General features: G+C 40.2%; 11 protein-coding genes and 4 pseudogenes. 6 read left to right on the top strand and 9 right to left on the bottom strand.

What is annotated here, in order from left to right; genetic code table 11:
* Positions 1-46 precede the first annotated feature (46 nt).
* From ACU8V8_RS11480 to ACU8V8_RS11465, 4 genes and pseudogenes are all read right to left on the bottom strand, one after another.
* On the bottom strand, positions 47-1042 hold the full coding sequence (locus ACU8V8_RS11480) for a sensor domain-containing diguanylate cyclase (RefSeq protein ID WP_446887573.1): 996 nt from the start codon (positions 1040-1042) through the stop codon (positions 47-49).
* 539 nt (positions 1043-1581) lie between these two features.
* Positions 1582-1959 carry a DP-EP family protein gene (locus ACU8V8_RS11475; protein ID WP_446887572.1) on the bottom strand — a complete coding sequence of 126 codons (378 nt, stop codon included), beginning with the start codon at positions 1957-1959 and terminating at the stop codon, positions 1582-1584.
* A 23-nt stretch (positions 1960-1982) separates the two neighbouring features.
* Positions 1983-5232: pseudogene (locus ACU8V8_RS11470) on the bottom strand (nSTAND1 domain-containing NTPase).
* Positions 5233-5364: 132 nt separating this feature from the next.
* Entirely contained in the window at positions 5365-6567 is a 1203-nt protein-coding gene (locus ACU8V8_RS11465) for an MFS transporter (RefSeq protein ID WP_446887571.1), read from the bottom strand.
* A 235-nt stretch (positions 6568-6802) separates the two neighbouring features.
* Between ACU8V8_RS11465 and ACU8V8_RS11460 the strand changes: the two are divergent.
* Together ACU8V8_RS11460 and ACU8V8_RS11455 are read left to right on the top strand one after the other, a co-directional pair.
* Positions 6803-7518 (top strand): annotated as a pseudogene (locus tag ACU8V8_RS11460) (DUF1499 domain-containing protein).
* Between the two features lie 161 nt (positions 7519-7679).
* Positions 7680-9845, top strand: coding sequence for a TonB-dependent receptor (locus ACU8V8_RS11455; protein WP_446887570.1), 2166 nt, complete (start codon positions 7680-7682; stop codon positions 9843-9845).
* Between the two features lie 39 nt (positions 9846-9884).
* On the opposite strand, the pseudogene ACU8V8_RS11450 reads toward ACU8V8_RS11455, so the two are convergent.
* Positions 9885-10051: pseudogene (locus tag ACU8V8_RS11450) on the bottom strand (DUF2986 domain-containing protein).
* A 161-nt stretch (positions 10052-10212) separates the two neighbouring features.
* On the opposite strand from ACU8V8_RS11450, the pseudogene ACU8V8_RS11445 reads away from it, so the two are divergent.
* Positions 10213-11702: pseudogene (locus ACU8V8_RS11445) on the top strand (dipeptidase).
* 62 nt (positions 11703-11764) lie between these two features.
* On the opposite strand, the gene ACU8V8_RS11440 reads toward ACU8V8_RS11445, so the two are convergent.
* The 4 genes from ACU8V8_RS11440 to ACU8V8_RS11425 all read right to left on the bottom strand — a co-directional run bounded on the left by ACU8V8_RS11440 (position 11765) and on the right by ACU8V8_RS11425 (position 14040).
* Positions 11765-12079 carry a hypothetical protein gene (locus ACU8V8_RS11440; protein ID WP_441830386.1) on the bottom strand — a complete coding sequence of 105 codons (315 nt, stop codon included), beginning with the start codon at positions 12077-12079 and terminating at the stop codon, positions 11765-11767.
* Between the two features lie 11 nt (positions 12080-12090).
* The gene (locus ACU8V8_RS11435) at positions 12091-13080 is read right to left on the bottom strand and encodes a YHYH protein (RefSeq protein WP_446887569.1); all 990 of its coding nucleotides are present in this window, start codon (positions 13078-13080) and stop codon (positions 12091-12093) included.
* A 155-nt stretch (positions 13081-13235) separates the two neighbouring features.
* Positions 13236-13784 carry a hypothetical protein gene (locus tag ACU8V8_RS11430; protein ID WP_446887568.1) on the bottom strand — a complete coding sequence of 183 codons (549 nt, stop codon included), beginning with the start codon at positions 13782-13784 and terminating at the stop codon, positions 13236-13238.
* Between the two features lie 16 nt (positions 13785-13800).
* Entirely contained in the window at positions 13801-14040 is a 240-nt protein-coding gene (locus ACU8V8_RS11425) for a hypothetical protein (protein ID WP_446887567.1), read from the bottom strand.
* A 439-nt stretch (positions 14041-14479) separates the two neighbouring features.
* Here ACU8V8_RS11425 and ACU8V8_RS11420 point away from each other — a divergent pair, with 439 nt between their 5' ends.
* The 3 genes from ACU8V8_RS11420 (at position 14480) to ACU8V8_RS11410 (ending at position 23120) form a co-directional block, all read left to right on the top strand.
* Positions 14480-15100 (top strand): DUF1449 domain-containing protein, encoded by a 621-nt coding sequence (locus ACU8V8_RS11420; protein WP_446887566.1) that lies wholly within the window; start codon positions 14480-14482, stop codon positions 15098-15100.
* Positions 15101-15159: 59 nt separating this feature from the next.
* Positions 15160-17262 carry a hypothetical protein gene (locus tag ACU8V8_RS11415; RefSeq protein ID WP_446887565.1) on the top strand — a complete coding sequence of 701 codons (2103 nt, stop codon included), beginning with the start codon at positions 15160-15162 and terminating at the stop codon, positions 17260-17262.
* A 71-nt stretch (positions 17263-17333) separates the two neighbouring features.
* Positions 17334-23120 carry a DNA repair ATPase gene (locus ACU8V8_RS11410; RefSeq protein ID WP_446887564.1) on the top strand — a complete coding sequence of 1929 codons (5787 nt, stop codon included), beginning with the start codon at positions 17334-17336 and terminating at the stop codon, positions 23118-23120.
* Positions 23121-23141: the final 21 nt, after the last annotated feature.

Here is a 23141-nt window from a genome sequence, read left to right as displayed (position 1 = left end):
ACAAGCGAGACTTGTTAATCGGGTTTTTATATTGTTAATTACGTGTTTACGCACGAACAATTATTTTATTTCTACCGTCACTCTTAGCTCTATATAAAGCGGTGTCGGCTGCGCAAATTAAAGCTTCATAGGTGCGGTATTGGTTATTGTTTTCGCAGGCAATACCTTGACTAACGCTAATTTTAACGCCTGGCGGTAGACCAATATCGGTAAAGGTCATGGCGTTTATTTGTTGTTGGATATGTTGTGCCACTACATTTGCGCTTTCACGATTACAACGCGGTAATATCACTGCAAACTCTTCACCGCCGTATCGCGCTGCTAAACAATCTCTTGAAGGGATACAATCTAATATCACCTTGGCTATTTTTTGCAGGCATTTATCACCTTTAATATGGCCATAGGTATCATTGAATTTTTTAAAGTGATCCACATCAATGAGTATACTGCTGAGAGCTTGTTTACTTTGAATGCTTTCTTGCCAGTATTTTTCTAATGACTCATCGAGCGTTAACCTGTTTGCTAAACCAGTTAAGTGATCGGTCGATGCCTGTATTTTTAATCTATTATACATAGCTTTATGTGAGCTTATATCATGCAAAATACATATATACAGCTTTTGTGCACTTGCTATGCTATTTGGCATGCTTGAGATTGATAAGTCGGCTTCAATAATACTGTCATCAGATTTAGTTATTTTCACTTCGTTGGGGCCAAAGTTAAGGCGAGTGTCTTTAATATCTAGCCAATTTAATAATGTATACATGTATTTGTCGCGATCAGTATTATATAAAAAATCTAATATACTTTTACCAATTAACGCTTGTTGTGAATCCCCCAATAATTGAGCGGCTACTGGGTTTACAAATTCAAAATTACCATGTTGGTCGATTACAAACATGCCCTCAGCTGTGCCGTTAAACAATTCAATTAAAGAACCAAATTGCAGATGAGACAAAGAGGTAGACAGGCTACTTCCAACTTGCTCTGTTTGTACATGTGTAGCCAACAGTTGGCTGTTATTATTAGTTTGGTTAGGCACGTTAATTCCTTCACGCTTTGCTATACGTTTTTGGTGTCTACTAATTTATGAAAAAAACAGCAAATATACCTTCTGCTAACCTTCTGGTTTTAAGTTTTTGAATTTAATGACTTTGTTTTTTGTGCGTAGGCTTAATTTAAAGCTGTGCGGCTATGTAAGTCATTTTTCCTTTGTTTACTATTCTTGGATCTTGGCTTAAGCCTAATTTAAGCAGGTCAAAGCATGCTTGTTTTAGGCTGACTAAGCTGGCGAGAATTGCCGTTAGACTGCTAGCATCGCCAGTATGCTAAAGGTACCGAGCAGGCAGCTGCTTATGAGGGACTTTCTGATATATAGATCAATTTACTATTAGATTTTTCGTATATTAAATCATTAAGTAATCGCAATTTTTGGTCTTTATTATACAGTAGTAATTAAAGGATAGGTTATTGGGGGTATTAATGCGTAAGTGTTGGCGTTAAAGTGTTTTGTCTTATAAAAATTGCACAGAAATAAATCAGCCCCATGCAATTTAAAAATCAATAATTAAGCGTTGTTCATTAAAGTTCTTTTTCATTTATAACTTGAGGGTCAGGGCTTGAATAAGGCTTTTCATTGCACTCAACATGAAATACTAAACAGGCAGTGCCGGGGTTTTCATCGGTGTCGATAATGGTGATTGCTTGACCATTATCATTGACTTTTGTTGTAAAGTTGCTGGCACAGTTGCCTTCTTTATCGGTGATAGTTGCCCCTGTGAATAAAAAACCTTTAGCAAGTGTTGCTTCATTTAAGCTATAAATACCCGCTGTTTCGGTTCTGACAACGCCACCGCCAGTAACTTCTTTGTTATCCTTAAAGTATGTAAAGTTGGCCTTGTCGTAACTGTCTAGTTCAATATTGACAGTAAAGTTGATTTGCTCTTGAGTGGTATTCATATTATTTCCTGTTGTATGCATGCTTATAGCTTAAAATTAGTAATGCCTAATTTAACTAGGTTTGCTTTTATTGCTGGTATTTCGTTTGCTCGGTTTAAGCAGGTGTACGCCTGTACCTGTGGGTACGTTACGTGAACGCTTTGGTTGATTTTTACTGTTTGAGCAATGTCATTAAGTGCATTTAAGCAAAGTTGCTCTCGCTGGTTCACTGATTGCAGCTATTTTTGCTTTAAGTAAGTTTACCCGTATGAGCACTACGTTATCGCCTGTTTGTATTTGATTTGCTCTATACTTTTGATAGTTTTCGTCACTCTCAAGGGTTGTTAATAACTCTTGCGCTTTAAGGGAAGCGTTTCTGTCAATGAAATAGTGAATCAGACTAATTTGTATATTGATTGGGCTGATATTATTAAAACCTTGTGATTTTAAGAACTTAATAGTTTCTTCTATTCTTAAATCAATATTTTTATCGTTAGACAGCATTAGTAAGTGCGCTAAAGAGCGATAATACATTAGCTGAAATTTATTGTCTTTTGGATCTTGCTCTAAAGCCTTGTTTATAATTTTGTTAGCAAAAAGAGCTTTTTGATAGGCTATTCGTTTATCGGTTAAATAGCTAAGTAAGTAACTTTGTTGCATGTGTATATTTGCTGACATATAAAAAAGGCTTGCGTCATTGGGGTAGTGATTAGCCATTTTTTTGAACACGCTAACTGCATTTTCCAGCATATCTACTGCTGCATTAAAGTTACCCAATCTCTCTTCTGTTTTTGCAAGCCAGCTGATGGTGTCGGCTTTATCGCGCAATAAGTTTTTATTGTTTGGTTTAAGTTCAAGGGCCTTGTTTTTAAGGGTGAGTGACTTTGTAAACCGTTGCTTCGCGGCAGTGTAGTTAAATTGCTTTAAATACAATGACCCCAGTGAATTATGTGAGTACGATAGCTCCATAATGGAGTTAAAGTCATTCGGTGCTAACGAATACATGGTTTCACTATAAGCGTGGTATTTTTTAAATAATGGCTCAGTGGCGGCGTAGTCACTGTTGTCATAATTAAGTTGACCCAACCAAAAGGCATTAGCCCCTGCAAGCGTGAGTAACTCTATGTTGTTTGGTTGGGTTTTTAATAATGCCTCAAGACGAGTGCGGGCGTTTTCAAAGGCGGTAAAGGCTTCGTCTGTTTTACCGCGGGAATAGGCCACTTCTCCCATGGCCTCAAGGGTTTGTGCATATTGAAAGCGGTTGTTAAAGTCAGCTTGGTTATCGGTGAAATTAAATAACGAGTCGTTATGCTGTTGGTTAGTAAAGTATTCCAGTGCTTTATTGCTTATGCCATCAAGTAAGTCCATACGTTTTACACTACGTAGTTTATCGGCAAATTCACCTACCATAAAGCCGAGTAAATTCTCTGCTTCTAGGCGTTTTTGTTGGGCTACTTGCTCAGCGTGGTAGCTGCGCACACTCATTGTAATGGCAATGACACTGATAACAAAAAACACCGCAGTGGTAAATTGTAGTAAGCGTTTATTACGTTTAGCTTTTTTGTTTGAGGCTTTAAGTAGTGCAGTTTCTGAGTTTGATAATCTAAACAGTGAACTGTTGGCAATACTTTGTGCTTCTTGCAGTGGTTTACCTTGAGCTAATAAAAAGTCAGGGTGCTTTTGCTCGTTTAGCCAGCGCTCAGCAGCGTGTTGCAATCGGCTTTTTATGGCAAGGCTTTCTTGGTGCTCGCTTATCCAACTAATAGCACGTTGCCAATGACGCAGTAATGCTTCGTGGGCTAAGCTAAAACAGGCTTGCTCATTTTTAAGGTGTGACACAAATAAGCGGCTATCGACCATCGCTTGTACTAGCTGGTTTTGCGCTGGATTATTTAGCTCATCCCAACGTGCTGCCCGGCTAGTGAGGGTTTCACCATCGGCGTTTAAGGTAATTAATCTAGACAGTATTAAACCCAGTTCAACTTGTTGTGGTTTGGGTAATTGCGTAAATACTTGTTCGGCTTTTTGGCCAATAGCGCCTTCAATACCGCCTAATGCTTGGTAGTGTGAAACTAATAATTCATCGTTGTCACTACGCTGTAAATACAATTGTTGCAAGGTGTATTGCAACATGGGTAGGGCATCTGGGTTATTGATGGTGTCGTTACAGAGTATTTCATCCAGTGGTGTTTGGTGCTCAGGATCAAGCTGCCATTTAAGGTCAGCAGCTAAAGCTGGAAGGCGTATCATCTGTTTGAGTTCAGCGCGTGTGGGCGCGAGTAAATCAAAATGAGCACCGTTGGCTTTGCCTGCCATTAAGCTTGGCTCGTTGACAACATGGGGATAGAAGTCATTGCGACAGGCACTAAAAATTATTATGCAATCACTACTAGCAAACAACTCTATTAAAGCGAGAAATTGACTGCGCTCTTGCTCGTTAAATAACGCTGATGAGAGTAAGACTTCAAGGCGGTCAATAAACAAAAATAAATAGGGTTTTACTTTGTTTACTTGCTGCTTTAGTGCTTTTTTACATAGATCAATTACTTGCTCTGGCGATGTTAATAGCAACTCGCATAGCGCATCTGCACTAATATCGTTGAAAACAGGGGTATGGTTAATTTCTAAATCTAGTAAGGTCGAGGCTAAATCAAGAAACAATCGCTCTTTGTTTATATCGGCAAAATCGAGCTGGCAGTATGATTCAACCCGAAAACCATCGTAGCCAGCGCCACTCATTAATGCTGGTAAAACACCAGCGTTGACTAATGATGACTTGCCAGAGCCACTTGAACCAAGCAATAAACAAAATGCACGGCCATAACTTATTTGCGCAGACGTACGCTGTAGTAATGTGGCGATTTGTTTAGTACGACCAAAAAATACAGTGGCTTGCTCAGGCGAAAAAGCGCTTAGGCCAACAAAGGGCGAGTCACCTTGCCAGGTTGTATTATTTGCTTTTTGCTCGTCATCAAGGGGGAACCTAATAGGAGCAATAACACGATAACCACGTTTACGAATGGTTTCAATGTATTTAGGGTCGCTCGCTTTATCATTAAAGGCTTTACGTAATTGAGTGATAACTTTGTGTAACGGGTTGTCACCTACAGCAATATTTTGCCAACAATGATTTATTATTTCGTCACTGGAGAGTAACTCACCTTGTTTTTCACATAGCAATAATAGAACGTCCATCGCTTTGGGCTCTAGTTGCTTGACCTTTTCACCTAAACGAAGGGTATTTGTAGCTGGGGTAACTTGCCAGTCACCAACAAAAAAGATAGGTGTGCTCATGCTTTGCTCATTATTGTTATTTAAGCAGTAATACTCTATTAGCATCCTACTGCAAGAGTAATTTTAATACAATATTATGAGATTAAAGAAACATGAAAAGTGTTTTACTCTGTTGCTGAAGTAGAAAAGTGATTAAGCTGGGGCCGTTAAATCTTTATTTTTGCCCATCTGCATGGCACTTATAAGCCACATTATTAAACCACCAGCAAATAATGCTGCTGCAACGTAGCCGGTTTGATTGGGTAGAGCACCATTTGCTATAACCAGCCCACCAACCCAAGGACCAATCGCATTTGCAACATTAAATGCGCATTGCACTAGTGCCCCTATCATGGCATGGCCGTTTGGTGATACATCCATCAGCATAGTTTGGATAACGGTTCCTAAACCTACGCTACAGCCAATAAAGAAGATAACTACATACATGAGCCAAATATGCTCACTCGCACTGACATACATAGTGGCAAAAGCAATAGCGCTTAACAGTGCAATACCTGTTGTATATAACGGTGAGTGATCCGCCGCTTTACCGAGTATGTAGTTACCCAATGTGCAACCAATACCAAACATGATCATTGCAATAGAAATTGTATAAGCTGGAGTATGTGTCACTTGTAAAATTGTATCGGCTATATATGTGTATATGCAAAATACACCACCAAAGCCAATGATTATGATACCTAAAATAGACCAGACTAATTTGTTTTTAAGTACGCTTACTTCACCTTTTATATTTGATGCGTGTTGATTGTCTTTATTTGGCACCACTTTATAAACCAAAAAGAATGCGATAAAAGCCAGTATGGCTGCACCAGCAAGGCAATAACGCCAGCTAAAGTTTTGTCCGATTAAGGTAACAACCGGGACCCCCACAATGGTTGCAACGGTTAGGCCCATAAATACTTTCGACATGAAGCTTGCTCGTTTACCTGATGGGGCAATGTCTGCTGCCAGCAATATAGCAGCGCCAAAATAAGCACCGTGGGGTAGCCCACTTAAAAAACGAAACAGTACTAATTGCTGCAATGATGTTGCAATAGCACTTAGACCATTAGCTACACACATCATAGCTAAAAAAATTAACAAAGCTTTCCGCTTACGCATATTAGCCGTACTGAGCATTAATATTGGAGCACCAACTACTACCCCTAATGCATAGGCGCTTATAGCAAAGCCGGATTGTGCAGGTGTTGATGCAAATGTTTCGCTGATTAACGGGAGCATCGGCATCATCGAAAACTCAGAAAGGCCTAAAATAAATGTGCCAAGTGCCAGCACCAATAAAATAGCAGAAGTACTTAGCGCATTGTTAACAACGCTAGGTTGCAAAGACATAATTAACCCTTGTAGATAGAAGCATAAAGAATGTAAGAGAAGAACAAACTACGTTAAAGCTCTAAATCAGTAATGCAGAATACGTAATATTGCTATACTTCAACTTTATTAGGAACGTTCCAATAGGTGTGATTTTACAGCCCGATATTTAATAATCAATGATTAATTTGATCTATTAGCAAGTAAATAAGGTATTGTGAGGGTCGAGTTTAAATAAATATTTCGGAGCAATAAGATGAAAAAATTAAGTAGTATAGTATGCCTATTGGCTATTTTGCTTGTGGTACTTCCAGGGCCTTTGTATAAATGGCAGTTAATTGAGCTTAGTACTGCTTTTACCGGCATTCGCTACGGTGTATTTGTGGCAATTGCAGGGCTTATTTTACTTGTTGTTCAAGCTGGCTTTTTTCGTAAAAGCACACACTGGCCATTATTTGCTATAAATGCAGTACTAGCCATTGTCGCAGTGGCTATGCCTCTTAGTATTATGAGTAAAGCTAAAAGTGTACCGCCTATTCATGATATTTCGACCGATGTAGTTACCCCACCTGAATTTGTTGCTATAGCAGAGCTACGAGCTGATGCCCCTAATTCAGTTGAGTACGCAGGACCAGAAACCGCAGCGCAGCAGCTTAAAGCTTACCCAGATCTAACCACACTAAAATTTAAAGAAAATACAAAACATGTTATTCGCGTGTCTATTGACTCGGTAAAAAGCTTAGGTTGGAACCTGTGAGTGCTGATGTTGAAAACGGAATAATTGAAGCCACAGATACAACCATGTGGTTTGGCTTTAAGGATGACGTTGTTATCCGAGTGACTGCTAAAGGTGATGGCAGTGAGCTAGATATCCGTAGTAAGTCACGAGTAGGCAAAAGTGATTTAGGTAAAAACGCAGAGCGTATAAATCAATTTATTGCCCAATTAAGCACTGAACTTACTCAGCTATAATTACCTCAGGTTAATCATACTTTGGTAGGGCATGCTACTAGGTAGCATGCCCGCTATTAATTATTATAAAGAACTGGGGTGCGACAATTTGTCGCGTGTTCAGCCTTGCCTCCAAGTTATATACTTTGCTCATCTAAAACTCGTTGTAAATAAAGAATAAAATGAGCAGCAAATTATCATCTTTAAAAACACAGTATGTACTTTCTCCTTTAACGCTTAGTATTGCATGTTTACTTTCTCCCTATGCACTTGCTGATAATTCAATTGAACACATTGAAGTTCAAGGTCAACATATTAATTCTCATGCAAATTTAGGTAATGCAGATCAGCTCCTAAGTGAATTAGGCGTTGATTTTTCTGCGGCGGGTGGTGTGTCAAGCCTACCGATTTTAAACGGTATGATGGGCGATAGAGTAAAGGTTTTAGTCGATGGGGCAGATATTACAGCGGCATGCGGTAACCAAATGAACCCACCTTTGTCTTATATATCAGCAAGCCAAATTACCTCATATCAAGTGGTGGCAGGTGTTTCACCTGTGAGTGCTGGTGGCGATAATATTGCAGGGGTGATCAGTGTTAATTCTATAGCACCTCAGTACAGTGATAGTGATGCATTAAGCTGGCATTCGGGTTATGTTTCTGCACAATATCGTAGTATTAATAACGCGCAAGCTGTGGGAGTTGGCGCTCGTATTGCCAGTGACACATTCAGTTTAAACTATCAAGGCGCATATGAAGACGCTGATAGTTATGAAGATGGTAATGGCGACCTTGTTTTAGATACCTTGTATCGCGCCCAAAACCATGCATTAACAGCAGCATTAAGAGATGAAAAACAACAACTCGTTGTTAAATTAACGCATCAAAAAATACCGTTTCAAGGGTTCCCAAACCAATATATGGATATGACTGATAACACCAGTTATGGTTTGATCAGCCAATATAAACGCACTCTCGACAGTGGTGAGTTCCAAGCTCAGATCAACTATAACGATGTAAAGCACGAAATGGGTTTTTTCACGGCGGAAAAAACCGGCATGATGCCGATGAATACCGATGCGCAAGATATGAGTTATCAACTTAACTGGCGTTTAGAACTCAATAAAAACACCACATTATTATTAGGACAAGAATACTTTGGTTATCGTATTGATGATTGGTGGCCAGCAATTGAAGGTTCAATGATGATGGGGCCGAATGAATACGTAAATATAAATGATGGTGAACGCGATCGCTACACTGCTTTTGCAGAGTTACAAAAGCAGCTAGATAAAAAGTGGTGGGTATCAGCGGGCGCACGAATTGAATATGTGCAGACGGATGCTGGCGAAGTACAACCTTATAGCGATATGGCCATGGATGGCGGCATGGACGATATGTCAGATATGGATTCAATGGGCGATATGTCATCGATGATGATGGATGACCCAAATCAAGATGCAGCAATGGCATTTAATGCTATGGATAGAGAACGTAGCGATACATTAGTTGATGCAAGCCTACTCGTGCGCTATCAAATAACAAATGAAGATGAGCTAGAATTTGGCTTAGCACGTAAAAATCGGGCCCCTAATTTATATGAACGCTACAGCTGGGGAGTGAGTACCATGTCAACCAGTATGATTGGCTGGTTTGGTGATGGTAACGGTTATATTGGTAACCCTGATTTAGAAGCAGAAACCGCACATACACTCAGTAGCAGTTATACTAAATCAGCGAAAGATGATACTTGGCAGATAAGCGCCAATGTTTGGTATACCCAAGTTGATGATTATATTGATGGCACGATTGTGGGGAACACTAACCGTACTGAAATGGCCATTACGCAGCGAAATACGCTCCAATTTACTAATTTAGATGCTACTTTATACGGTGGAAAAATTGAAGCCGCTGTACGAATCAGCGATAGCAAAAGCGCAGGTACATGGGACTTAACAGCGGCTATTACCAGTACTCATGGTGAACGTGATGACAGTAATGAACCACTTTATCAAATTATGCCGTTACACAGTAAAATAGCATTAGCTCAGCAAATGGGTAATTGGCAGAGTTCACTCAGTTGGGAATGGGTTGATAGTAAAACACGTATTGATCCTCGTCGTCTTGAAAATCAAACAGATAGTTATAGCTTATTCAATTTACAGACGAAAGGTACGTGGGATAAGCTAACCGTTAAACTAGCTGTAACAAACTTACTTGATGAATACTACCAACAGCCACTAGGTGGGGTGAGTATTGCCCAATATAAGGTGGATATGAGCCAAGGCTTTACGCAACTTGCAGGGCAAGGTCGCTCAATCAATTTGGCTATGAGTTATAGTTTTTAGAATTATAAATTAAGAATAAAGCTATGACTATAAATAGCTTTATTCTTCTTCAGTTTCATCTACATGATTAAGTTGGCTTTGCTCTAACGCTAGCTTTTCGCGCTCAGCCTTTGAAATGTATGCAGGCTTATTACTTTTATGTAATTTTGCGTTAGCGCGTTTATCTTTTTCTGGAATTTAGTGACGATCTTCTTTCTACGGTTCATGTTTGATTGCGCCGACGGCTACTTAAAATTGGTGGCGTAGTATACAGCGTATAAGTAACGTTTAGCTATTTAAATATTCAATATGCAAAGCTAGCTTAAAGGGAGTCAACAGCGTTACAATTATAACTTCTTGCCTACCTTTTATTTTATAGGAATTTGCTTTGAAAAATTTTGTTTTAGCCAGCCTAGCATTACTCACCTCTAGCGTTCACGCAAACGTTAATAAGATCAGCGAAGATGCGGCGATATACGCAGTGAATACTTACCAAGATGCACAAATTCATACTTTGGCTAACTTAGTGTCATACCCCACAGTTAATAAAGAAGGGGTGGCTACACCATCAAACCCAGACTTTATTGGCTTTAAAGCATTGTTAAAAATGAAAGCGGCAGAGCTTGGCTTTGACTATCAAGACTTAGGCTACACCGTGTTGATTGGCATGGGTCAGCAAGCTGAAAAAGTCACCATAGTAACTCATGGCGACGTGCAACCGGCTGATGCGAGTAAGTGGCAGCAAAGCCCATTTAAAGTAGATAGCACGTCAGAGTCGGGTAAATTAACAGCCCGTGGTACAGAAGATGATAAAGGTGCAATCGCTACAGCACTTTATGCAATGAAAGCCATTAAAGATCAAGGCATAAAGCTTGAAAACCGCATAGAACCGATGATTTATTTAGCTGAAGAGTCAGATTGGGGCCCGCTTGAAGAGTTTATGAAAACCTATCAACAGCCTAAATATGCGGTAACCATTGATGCATCGTACCCAGTTGTCGTAGCAGAAAAGGGTTGGAGCTTAATTGCGCCAACGTTTTCAGGCAACTCAAACCAAACAAGTGTATATGTGAGTAATTTAGAAGGCGGAGCATTTGTAAGCCAAATCCCAGAGGATGCCAGCGCTATCTTAAATAATGCGACAGAGGCAGATATTGAAACGCTTAATACCAATATTGCCGCACTTAAGGATGTCAAAGTTGCTGTTACTGAAGTTAACCAAGGTATTAAGGTTTCAGTTAAAGGCACGTCAGCGCATTCATCAGAGCCAGAAGCTGGCTTTAATGCCATTGCTCATTTAGCAGAAGTATTTAAAGGTATTGAACTTGAAAATAACAGCGACGGGCAGGCTATTGAATTTATAAATCAGTTAATTGGCCTTGATTTATATGGTAATAATTTTGGTGAGATTGCTTATAAGCATGATTTTATGGGGCCGATGACAGTTTCGCCTACGTTATTAAAACGAAATGGTAATGAAATTACCTTATCTGTGAATTTGCGCCGTCCAGTAGGTAAAGATGAAACTGTGCTAAAACAACAAATCGACACGGCATTGGCTAATTGGCAGGCTAGTAATCAGGTTGCGTTAAAAGATACACAGGTCATCATTGGCACACCGATGCTGCTTGATAGCGCACCCCATGCCCAAGCATTACTGGATATATTTAAACACTTTACGGGTGATAAAGATGCTGGCTTTGTATCGATAGGAGGGGAACAAACGCAAAGTTATTTGATAATGCAGTGTCGTTTGGTCCATCCATGCCAGGCAAAAAATACACAGGTCACTCAGAGCATGAGTTTATAACCGTTGAACAACTTAAACTCAATCTTAAAATGTACACCGCGATGATGGTAAAACTGGGCAATATGTAATTTACTAAGCCCTGCTGATTGAGTGTAAACTACGATTAGGGGAGTTTACACTCAACTATCAACTATCCAGCAGACAGGTTAAATTTGAGCCGTGTTTTTGGGTTTTGTTCCTGTACTTTGCTTTGTGAGCGTTGCGTTGTTAAATCGATTATAGGTTTATTGCGTACACACATTAAAACCTTATTCGCTACCTGACAGCTGCCTTGATATAGCTTGTTGTTTAACTCATAGCTGCAACGTTCATTTACATTTTTATCTTGGCATACATGCCAGGGCTGATCACTCACATGTCCTGCATGTGAAAGGGTATGGCTTGAATAGAGTATAATAAAGCCAAACAATACTGATGATAATTTATTTAATTTAGTTAAAATCATGATCACTCCTGTTATTTGGCTATTTCGCCACTATAGCAACCAATAAACATATTTTCGGCAACACTGGCTGCGTGATAGTGATAGCCTCTGATGTCATCATAATGACCTCTACAGCTGTCAAGATCATCATCTTCATTCCCTTGTCCGTCGAGCATACCGAAAATACCATAACCATCAAGCGCATAACCTAGCATACTTGCATGGTCATCTGATTGCTCTAGGGTTTCGCTACAACCGGCCGCACCATGATAATGATACCCTTCAACTAAATTGATATGGCCAGCACAATCATCAAATGCGGCAATCGTGTAAGCTCCTAAAATCGCATCAACAGGCGCAGGAGGAGCAAGTGCGACACCATTAAGGGAAATACCCACATTATCGCGTCCAATTGCTATGGCGTTATTCGCTTTTATTGGGGTGATGGGAATTAATACACTTTGACTAATACCACCATTAACATACTCTATCGAGCATTCAACGCAATGGTTTTGATATTGCTGTTCAACATCTGGTCTTGCTGCCCCTTCACAGGAAACTTGGCTGTCAGTAATTTTTATTTCGCCTGTACTTTCATCATAAAGTTTCCAGTTATCATCATTATAATGGGTCGCAAGTTGAGTAATGAACTCGCCGGTTAAATCATATACTTCGCCATCACCATCAAACCAGATCCCAGCTTCCTGGGCATTTGATGTGGTATACCGTGGGCAGAAAATACCTATATCGTGGCTTGCTGGTGCACCAGCTATTTCTATTTGATAACATTGAGATTCTTCATTATTAGTGAGTGTACAGGTTTGGGTAATAATCTCTGAATCAAGTGCACCATTAGTGAAGTTAAGTGGGTTAACTTCAATGATTACCTCAATGTTAGTTGATGATGAAGAATCAGTAGCTGCATCTTGTATTATGTCATTCTCAGAACTACCGCATCCTATTAATAACATGGCTAAAGCGAATGCTGCGACATTCTTTCTATTTATAGGGTTGTCACTCATATCTGTACCTTATAGTTGGCTATAATTTATTCTATTAAAGAAATGTGCAAATACAGTGCAAAAAAATAGAAAGATATAATTCACCTTTATAGTAGTGAGCTCAGCTAAAAAGAGGTGTTGACTATTGGGCTTAAAGCCTGAAAACACTCTTGGGGCTAAAACTCACATGGTGGATTCTCAAGAATTGCTTGTGATGTTACTTGGCCGAATAATGCTTGAGTAGCAGCATCACCTGGTAACGTATCACTAAATGTTAATAAGTCTGCAGATTCACCTGTTATTGTTTCGTATAACACTATTGATGAAAGTGATGTACCTAATAATGTAGCGTGATTATTATCTGACATATACATCTCTAGCTCTGGTGATATTGTCAAAGCTTGATTCCATGTTAATCCAATAGGCGCAACACAACTACGCTGTGTTTCAGCAATACCAGCATGGATCCCATGCACGTAAATTGCATCTTGTGGTCTATTAGCAAGGGGGTGTTCAGGATAGAGGATAGGGGTAGCACCGATTGCTTTTGCCTGTTGTATCAAAGTTACTGTAGCATCAACCGGATAGAGTACAGTTTGGCTTTGCGAATACTTTTGGCCTTGTAGAATCACATGGGTCCATTGCTTATTTTGCAGTGTTTTAATTATACTTTCATCATTAGCAATATTATCAATAAAAACCCCTTGGTGAGTTACAATATTCACTATTTTATTAGCTGCGCTATGAGAGAATATTTTTTTTTAATAAAGACTCAACGTTTGTGACATGGCTGTTACCTAATATTAAAATGTTATATGTATCTAGCTCTCGATTGTCAGGGATAGCTAAATTATCTGTCGATTTGACTGGTTGAGATGGGCCATCTGCAACCGGAATTTCATCCTCTGAAGTTTTTGAAGAGCCACCGCCACATGCGCTTAGCATAAGCATTACAGTATAGATAATTAAATGTTTGTTCATTTTTCCCTCGTATTTATTAGTTTCAAGCGCAAATGGAGCTCGGTCAAAACTGTTTGTTTAACATACGTATTTTTAGTTTGTATAAAAAATATAGAGTTTTGCACTAGGGTAAAAATAACCCGTTATATCATGAGTACAAATTAAACTTGGCGCGCTATTAAGTACAACAATCTAGCTTTATGTCAACGTAAAATCAACATATTGAATATAAAATGTTAATTTTGTGTTTTTTTTGGTGTGGTACTTTTAATATTACATAGGCATATGTGTAACAAATGCTTAGAAGGTAAAGTCAATAAATTAATTCTTTTGAAGATTGTTTAGTTGTAACTGTGCACATAACTAGATCTATCTTTTATAAAGTACTTAACAATTGTGCCTTAAAATGGTAAAAAGTTTCTATAAGGATAATAAATATAAAAGCTGAGTAGCAGTTACAATGGATTTTTTAAATTTAGCATTTACTTTCCCTACAGCCATTTTTACGGCGCTTCTTTTGGTTGTGATACTTTTTTGGCTGATAACTCTTGTTGGTTTTGCTGATATAGATATGTTTGAATCAGATCTCGATATTGATGCCGATGCGGCACAAACTTCAAGCGTGTCATCATGGTTTAACCTGGGGTTTGGTGGGGTGCCAATTACAGTTTCACTTAGCCTCATCGTGATGACCAGCTGGTTAATCAGTATTTATGCACATAAATTATTTGCTCACCTATTAGGTGATAGCATTTTATTTTATCTGTTTGGCATGCTAATGCTGTTGGCGAGCTTACTTGTAGCACTTCCTCTTGCTGCTATTATAACTAAACCTCTACAGCGCTTTTTTACCAGCGCCGAAACTTCAAAAAGCACAGACTTAATTGGGTTAGAATGCATTGTAGTTACAGGGAAAGTGACTAGCACTTTTGGTCAGGCTCGCGTGCAGTTTCAAGGTACTGAGCAACTCATTCAAGTGCGAAGTAACGACAATGAACCGTTTTCATCAGGTGACACAGCCGTGTTACTTGAACACCTCAAAGAACAACAGTGTTACACCATAACCCGTAAACCATGGTAAATGGCTTACGTAATTGTACCTGTAGCATATAAAAATCGACAATCAAGTTAGGACATAACATGGAATTTTTAGATAACCTCATCCCTATACTCACGTTTGTAGGTATAGCAATAGCGATCATTTTTGCTATCTTGCTTATCGTTGGTAAGTTTTACCGCAAGGTTGAGCAAGGCCAAGCTTTAATCATCAACAAAATGAAAAACGAGCCTGATGTCACTACAACGGGCGGTATTGTTTATCCGGTGATCCATAAAATGGAAGTAATGGATATTTCGACCAAGCGCATGGTACTTGAACGTAAAGATAAAGGTGGCTTGATCTGTAAAGACAATATCCGTGCCGATATAGCCATTACTTTCTATATACGTGTTAATGAAAACAAAGAAGATATTTTGCGTGTAGCTAAACATGTAGGGTGTGCACGTGCATCTGAGCACGACACGCTGCAAGAGCTATTTGAGGCAAAATTCTCAGAAGCGCTTAAAACGGTTGGTAAACGGATGGACTTCGTTGAGCTATTTACTCATCGGAACGAGTTTCGTGACAACATAAAAGAAGTGATAGGCCAAGATTTATCAGGTTATACCCTTGAAGATGTTGCGATTGATTACCTTGAACAAACCTCAATAGATAAATTAGATTCACAAAATATTTTAGATGCAGAAGGTATTCGTCGCATTACAGAAATGACGGCTTTGCAAAATGTATCGACCAACCAATTAAAGTGTGATGAGCGCGCTAAAATTGAGATTCAAAATCAAGAGGCCACCGAGAAAACACTCGAAATTGAGCGTCAAAAGCAAGACGCCATGTCACGTCAAGTGCGCGAAATTGAGACTGTAAAAGCCCGTGAATTTGCAGAAGCTGAAAAAGTGCGCCAAGAAGAGCGCCTTAAATCGGAGCAAGCACGCTTACAAGCCGATGAAGCAATTGGAATCGCCGAACAAAACAAACAACGTGAACTAGATATAGCAGAGCAAAATCGTTTGCGTGTGCTCGGTATTGAAGAAGAAAAAGTATCGCGCTCGCGTGAAATTGAAGTGATCGAGCGTGAAAGAGAAACCGAAATTTTACGCATCAACAAAGAAAAAGCCCTTGAGGTTGAGCGTAAAGAAATTGCGGATGTGGTGCGCGACCGTGTAATTGTCGAAAAATCAGTGGCCGAAGAAGAAGAACGCATTAAAGACGTTAAAGTATTGGCTGGCGCAGAGCGTGAAAAAGAAGCGGTAATTATTCGTGCCAAGGCCGAGGCGGAAGAAGCGCTGGTGAAAGACATTGAAGCGGCAAAAGCACAAGAGCAAGCGTCAGAATACAAGGCGCGTGAGCTTGAAACAATGGCCAATGCAGAACTTAGAATTGCAAACCAACAGGCAGAGTCTAAGAAGATTTTAGCGCAAGCGCAGCAAGTTGAAACAGCCGCTAAGGGCCTTGCTGAGGCTGACGTAATTAAAGCGAAGGCAGAAGCAAATGCAATACAAGGTGAAACAGACGCGCGTGTATTGCAACAAAAACTGCAAGCGCAAGCACAAGGTGATCGCGAGATTGGCTTAACACAAGCCCAAGTACAAACCGCGATGGCTGATGCAAACGAGAAACAAGGTGAAGTAGAAGCAATTAACCTTGAACGTAAGATGCTCGCAGAAGCAAAAGGCCTTGAAGAGAAGCTACAAGCGCTTAATGCAATGGATCAAGATGCCCGCGATTACGAAAGCTTTACGCTGCAACTAAACCAACAAAAAGAGTTAGTACTTGCTAAAATTTCAGCAAGTAAAGACATTGCCGAGCATCAGTCTCATATTATGGCAAAAGCACTGGGTGATGCCGATATCAATATTATGGGTGGGGATGGTCAGTTCTTTAATCAATTTATGAGTGCAATCAGTTTAGGTAAATCAATTGATGGTTTAGTTGATGAAAGCCAAACAGTGCAAACGGTGTTTAAAGATCACTTAAACGGCGACCGTAATTTAATAGAAGACCTAAAAGGTGTATTAGCAGGGGCAAATGGCTCAGCTGAAACACTAAAAAACTTTAACATGAGTAAATTACTTAAGCAGCTAAGTAATACAACGGCAGCTGAAAAAAGCCAATTACTGAGCATGTTAGGCGGCAATTTAGGTAGCGGCTTAGATGATAAAATTAAACTAGATCCCAAAGACTAGTTTTGCCAATGCTAAGAGCCGCAACAGCAAATGTTGCGGCTTGCTTTTATTAAATATCAGGAAAGGTTTTCATGACGGACGTAACTCAACAAGCGCTAGAGCAAGGCTCTTACGATTTAATTAAGCGCCGCTTATCTAATTTTGGCACTGATTTAAAAACCCAAATAGACACAGTAAATAAGCAACGTATTGAAGAGTTTGGCAGCACAGAGTTACAAGTCAAAGGGCGCGTACGCGTTCGTACTGAACAAAACTGCACCCCCCGCGATATTGTTATTGTGGGTGATAAAATCATTTTTGCTTATAACGTACAGTTAGGCTTAAAAAAAGAAACCGCTATTAGTGATGTATTCAGTGTTCAAAAGCTAGTTGAACAAGATGATCATTACGAAATAGAACCTTACCCTGATACCACCCGATTTTTAACCGACAGCCGGTTTATTCGTGATTTTGAAGAGCTGTATACCTATTACAAACAAACCAGCCTACAGCACCTATACCAGCAAAATGGTAAGCTGTTTGCGTTATTCCAAATTGGTGACAAGTTAACAGATGTACGCGTTTTTCGCTGGGAAATTCACCCAGATAACACCATTAATTACATTGATAACCGCGGTGAGCGAGATATTCAACACGCTCATGACTACGATTTTGAATGGCTCAAAACAGATCGCAACGATCACATTGAAGGGCGTTTTGCCCACATAAATATTGCCGACCAACTGTTTGTTGAAACCACCGGTGGTACACTCACCATTAAAATCGAAAACAGCACAGACACAGGCGAAGGTATTTACCAAGAAGCGGTGGATGATAAAAATCAATCCCTTGCTGACAGTGATGTTGATTATGCGCTGGTGGGTGACTTAATACTCCTTAAAATACTGCCATACCGCGAAAAAATATGGCGCTATTTTATTTATAATACGCGTACACAACAGGTTATGCGCCAAGACGCTATTGGCAGTGCATGTGTAACCTTACCAGAAGACCACGGGATTATTTTTCCCGGTGGTTATTATTTACAATCAGGCCAAGCCCGCTCATTTGAAGAGCAAATAGACGATTTAGAGTTTCACCGTCATGTTAAATCACCTAACGGTGAAGATGTTTTGTACGTGTTTTACGAGCCAAGTGAAGGGCGTTATGCGCTGTTTGCCTACAACATTATTGATAAAAACCTGCAAAACCCAATCTACTGCCACGGCTACGCTATTTACAACGATGGTTTAACACTGACCTTTAAAGCAGACAAAGACGAAGCGGAGCGCGTTCACCCAATACAAATTTGGCAAAGCCCGTTTGTTTCCAGTGAATTTGCTGCCAATGCTCCAGTACTTACCAGCTTTTTTGGCAAAATAGGCAACCCTGATTTAGTGCGCGGTATTTCTGATTTATACAGTGTGTGTAAAGCTATTAGCGAGCAAAGCCCAAGCCTCAATCACTATGAAGATATGATAGCGTTAAGCCGTAATATTTTTGACCGCTACCATTGGCTTAACGAGAGCGAATTTGCAGAGATTGCAACAAGCCTGCACAGTATATTTGAAACCGCCGAACAAGTGCTTGACGAGTTTGAAAAAGTCACTGAAATTCAAAATAAAGCTAAACAATCACTGGTTGATATTAATAAGCAGTACACGGAGGTCACCCGTGAAGTGCGCCCAGATAGCTTTAAAACCGCGCCTGAGTTTGTGCAAGCAATTGACGCACTCAAAATATTAAAAGGGCAAATAATCAGCCTTGAAGATATTAAGTACATTGATCTCGATGCCCTTAACGAGCTACAACAACACGTTGATGAAAAGCTTAGCGAAGTAAGCCAAGCTACAGCGGCATTTTTACAGCAAGACAGTGCCTTGCAACCTTACCATGATAAGTTAGGCGAACTTGAAGCACTGAGCACAAAAAGCGAAAGTGTCAGCGAGCTAAAAACCTATATTGCAGCCCTGGATGAGCAAAGTGTAGAACTTGATTTACTTAACCACACGATGCTTGATTTGGACATTGATGACAGTCGCGTTCGTACGCAAATATTAGAAGATATCAGCGCCGTTTATGCACTGGTTAATCGTGCAAAAGCCAGCATTGAAATACGCCAAAAAAGCTTAGGCAGTGTTGAGGCAAAAGCGGAATTTGCAGCGCGTTTTAAACTGTTTTCGCAAAGCATTACCAATGCGCTGAATAATGCAAAAACCCCTGAAGCCTGTGATGACCAACTTTCACGGCTGCTTATCCAGCTGGAGGAGCTTGAGTCTCAATTTAGTGAGTTTGATGAATACCTAAGCGAAATTATTGCCAAGCGTGATGACGTTTACGAAAGCTTTGAAGCACACAAACAAAGCCTGATTGATGCTCGCCAGCGCCGCGCTCTTAATTTGGCCAATGCCGCAGAGCGTATTTTACAAGGCGTCAACCGCCGCGCTCAAAGCTTTACTGAGCTTGATAAACTCAATACCTACTTTGCCGCTGACCCGATGATCAGCAAGTTACGCGCATTAACTGACGAGCTTAAAGAATTAGGCGATGAAATACGCGCAGATGATATTCAATCTAAGCTTAAAGCCAGTAAAGATCAGGGCATTCGTTCACTGCGTGATAAACAAGATATTTATACCGATGGCGGTAACACGGTCAGCATTGGTAAGCATGCATTTAGTGTAAACAAGCAACTGCTTGATTTAACGCTGTTGCCGCGCGATGAACAATTAATGCTGCATTTAACAGGCACTGATTATTTTGAAGCCATTGAAGATGAGCAAAGCCTTGCCACACTTGAGCAAAGTAAGCATTTATGGCAACAAGCTCTGGTATCTGAAAATGACACAGTTTACCGCGGTGAATACCTTGCAGCGCAATTATTGCTAGCGTGTGAAAATAGCGAGCACTCGCTTACTTTTAGCCAGCTACACGATGCGCAAGCGGATGGCAGCTTATTAAATGTAGTACAAAAGTTTGCTGAACCGCGTTATCAAGAAGGCTATGAAAAAGGCATACATGATCACGATGCATGCGCTATTTTAAGCACCTTACTGACGCAAAAAAGTACCCTAGACTTACTTATTTACCCCGCCAGTTGCCGTATCATTGCGCAATTATTTAGTGCGCAATTAAGTACAGAGCAGTTAAGTAATTTTTATCATCAGGCAAATAACGCCATATTGATGGATAAACACTTTGCAGCAACACAATTTATTACCAATTTAACCGAACAAATAAGCACGCAAGTCAGTCATTTTTTACCGCAAGTTGCGTTACTGTGCCAACGCTTCACTGATTTTTCATGTGATTTAACAGCCGGATATTTGATACAACAACTAGCGCAACAAAAATCACCAGATAAGCTTAGCTTTGTGGTGTCGCAACAGGCTAAAAAGCTTGCCGAACAATTCACAAATGAGGCAAAGGTAAAAGGCTTTAGTAGTGAATTAGAGAGCGCGCGTAAAAATGTGAACAGCACCGATGAGCGTGCTTTGTTGTATTTAAGCTGGTTAAACGCGTATTGCTTACATTACCCACAGATAAGCGCTGTTGAGCAAGCGGAAGCCGCTAATTATTTGCACTTAAGTGCCAGCATAGGGTTAACTTACCAAGTGCTAGATGTAACCCCTGCAACGCAAGTTGAAAACCTAATGGGGCAACATAAGCGGGTAAAAGAGCAGGTTCTTAACCTTGATTATGCTGAATTTTATGCTCGTACACGGGACTACATCACCGAGCAAGTACCTGCATTTGAGCAATATCATCGCCTGCGTACCGACATACTTGCAGAGCAAAAAGAGCGCCTACAACTCGATGAGTTTAAAGCCCGGCCTTTAAGTTCATTTGTGCGTAACCAGCTTATTAACAAAGTGTACTTCCCAATTATTGGCGATAACTTAGCCAAACAAATTGGCTCTGCGGGTAAAAATAAACGCAGTGATTTAATGGGCATGTTATTGCTTATATCACCACCCGGTTACGGTAAAACAACGCTTGTTGAATACGTGGCAAATCGACTAGGGCTGACCTTTGTAAAAGTAAACTGCCCATCAATAGGGCACGACCAAGTCTCACTTGACCCAGCGCAAGCGATTAATGCAACCGCTGAAAAAGAGATTGCTAAAATCAACCAAAGCTTCGAAATGGGCAATAATGTAATGCTCTATTTGGATGACATACAGCACACTAATCCTGAGTTTTTACAAAAATTTATTTCATTGTGTGATGGTTCGCGCCGTATTGATGGTGTGTGGAACGGTAAAAGTAAAACCTACGATTTACGTGGTAAAAAGTTTGCCGTGGTTATGGCGGGTAACCCGTACACGGAATCTGGCGAGAGCTTTAAAATCCCTGACATGCTAGCCAACCGTGCTGATATTTATAACTTAGGTGATACCTTAGCCGGCTGCGAGCAAGAGTTTGCCATGAGCTTTATTGAAAATGCATTAACCTCAAACTCAGTACTTGCGCCGCTTGCTAATCGTAATATGGAAGATTTATACAAACTTGTGCGTATTTGCGAGGGCGAAGATATCTCATTAAATGAGCTTGAACATGGTTACTCTCAAGCCGAGGCAAACGAAATTAAAGCGGTATTAACCCGCTTAATGACCATTCGTAACACAGTGCTAAAAGTAAATGCTCAGTACATCGCTTCAGCCGCACAAGACAATAACTACCGCACTGAGCCGCCTTTTAAACTGCAAGGTAGCTACCGTAATATGAACAAAATGGCAGAGAAAGTCGTCGCTGCCATGAACGATGAAGAGCTTGAAAATCTAATACGCGATCACTATCGCGGCGAGGCGCAAACTCTCAGTAAAGGCTCAGAAGAAAACTTACTTAAACTAGGAGAGTTGCGCGGTACACTCAGTGATGAGCAGCAGCAGCGCTTTGCACAGATCAAATATGATTTTGTAAGGCTCAATAAGCTCGATGGCGCGGGCAGCCCGGTAATGATGGCTGTTGAACAAATGAGTTATTTGCATGAATCATTGCAAAATATTGCCGGTAAGTTGAGCAAAACTAACCTCAGCCACGATTACAGCGAATTATTGCAAACACTTGGGCTCAATGTGCAAGGGACAGACAACAACCATGCAATACAAGCACTTGCGCAAGCTGTTGAAAGCGGCTTTGGGCAAACACCGTACAAAGACGTGCTCAAACAGCTAGCAGACAACACGGCTGAAAATAACACGAATCAAACATTAGCTATGCTGGGGCAACAGTTAGCAGAGTATTTAGCCTCTTTAGATAACAAAGAGCAGCTTCAAACCTTGATAGAGACCATAGCGAGTAACAATACGGCTTCGCATATTGATGCATTAAGTGAGCAGCTGAGGGACTCTATTAAAAATAATAATATGCAACACGGTGTGCAACAGCTTATTGCTGCGTTAAATAGCCAAACCGAGCAATTAAATACAAAAGCCGAGCTCGCAGAGCTTACCCAAGCGATAACCAATACTAACCCTAACAGTGCTATTTTAGCATTACAGCAGGCATTACTTGCTGGTAGTGAGGTACAAATAAACGCCTTGAGTGAGCAATTGCTTAGCGCATTGACTACACTGGATCACAGTGAAAAATTAGCCGATATATTAACAGCGCTAAAAAGCACCAACAGCAACGAGCAAACTCAACACTTAATAAGCCAGTTGCTCAGTGAGTTAAAGGCTGCGAATAATCGTGATGTGCTTGAGCTTATTGCACAGCAAAGCGTAGATAATACGCAACAAAACGCTTTGCAACACAGCGAACAAAAACAGGCCTTAGAGACACTCACAAGTGCAATAAAAAATCAGCCAAGGCAAGTGGTTACGCAGGTAAGCGAAAAAGATCAGCAAGATGGTTCTATGCCAACGTTGTTATAAAAAACATAAGTTGTTTTTAAA

Source organism: Pseudoalteromonas sp. SaAl2 (assembly GCF_052947895.1).
The sequence above is the reverse complement of the archived record's forward strand: the minus strand, read 5'-3'. Positions and strand labels throughout refer to the sequence as shown.

Excerpts from the sequence above, each read along its gene's own strand:
- ACU8V8_RS11475 (WP_446887572.1), bottom strand. The coding sequence starts at position 1,959 with ATGAATACCACTCAAGAGCAAATCAACTTTACTGTCAATATTGAACTA.
- ACU8V8_RS11465 (WP_446887571.1), bottom strand. The coding sequence starts at position 6,567 with ATGTCTTTGCAACCTAGCGTTGTTAACAATGCGCTAAGTACTTCTGCT.
- ACU8V8_RS11455 (WP_446887570.1), top strand. The coding sequence starts at position 7,680 with ATGAGCAGCAAATTATCATCTTTAAAAACACAGTATGTACTTTCTCCT.
- ACU8V8_RS11440 (WP_441830386.1), bottom strand. The coding sequence starts at position 12,079 with ATGATTTTAACTAAATTAAATAAATTATCATCAGTATTGTTTGGCTTT.
- ACU8V8_RS11435 (WP_446887569.1), bottom strand. The coding sequence starts at position 13,080 with ATGAGTGACAACCCTATAAATAGAAAGAATGTCGCAGCATTCGCTTTA.
- ACU8V8_RS11425 (WP_446887567.1), bottom strand. The coding sequence starts at position 14,040 with ATGAACAAACATTTAATTATCTATACTGTAATGCTTATGCTAAGCGCA.
- ACU8V8_RS11420 (WP_446887566.1), top strand. The coding sequence starts at position 14,480 with ATGGATTTTTTAAATTTAGCATTTACTTTCCCTACAGCCATTTTTACG.
- ACU8V8_RS11415 (WP_446887565.1), top strand. The coding sequence starts at position 15,160 with ATGGAATTTTTAGATAACCTCATCCCTATACTCACGTTTGTAGGTATA.
- ACU8V8_RS11410 (WP_446887564.1), top strand. The coding sequence starts at position 17,334 with ATGACGGACGTAACTCAACAAGCGCTAGAGCAAGGCTCTTACGATTTA.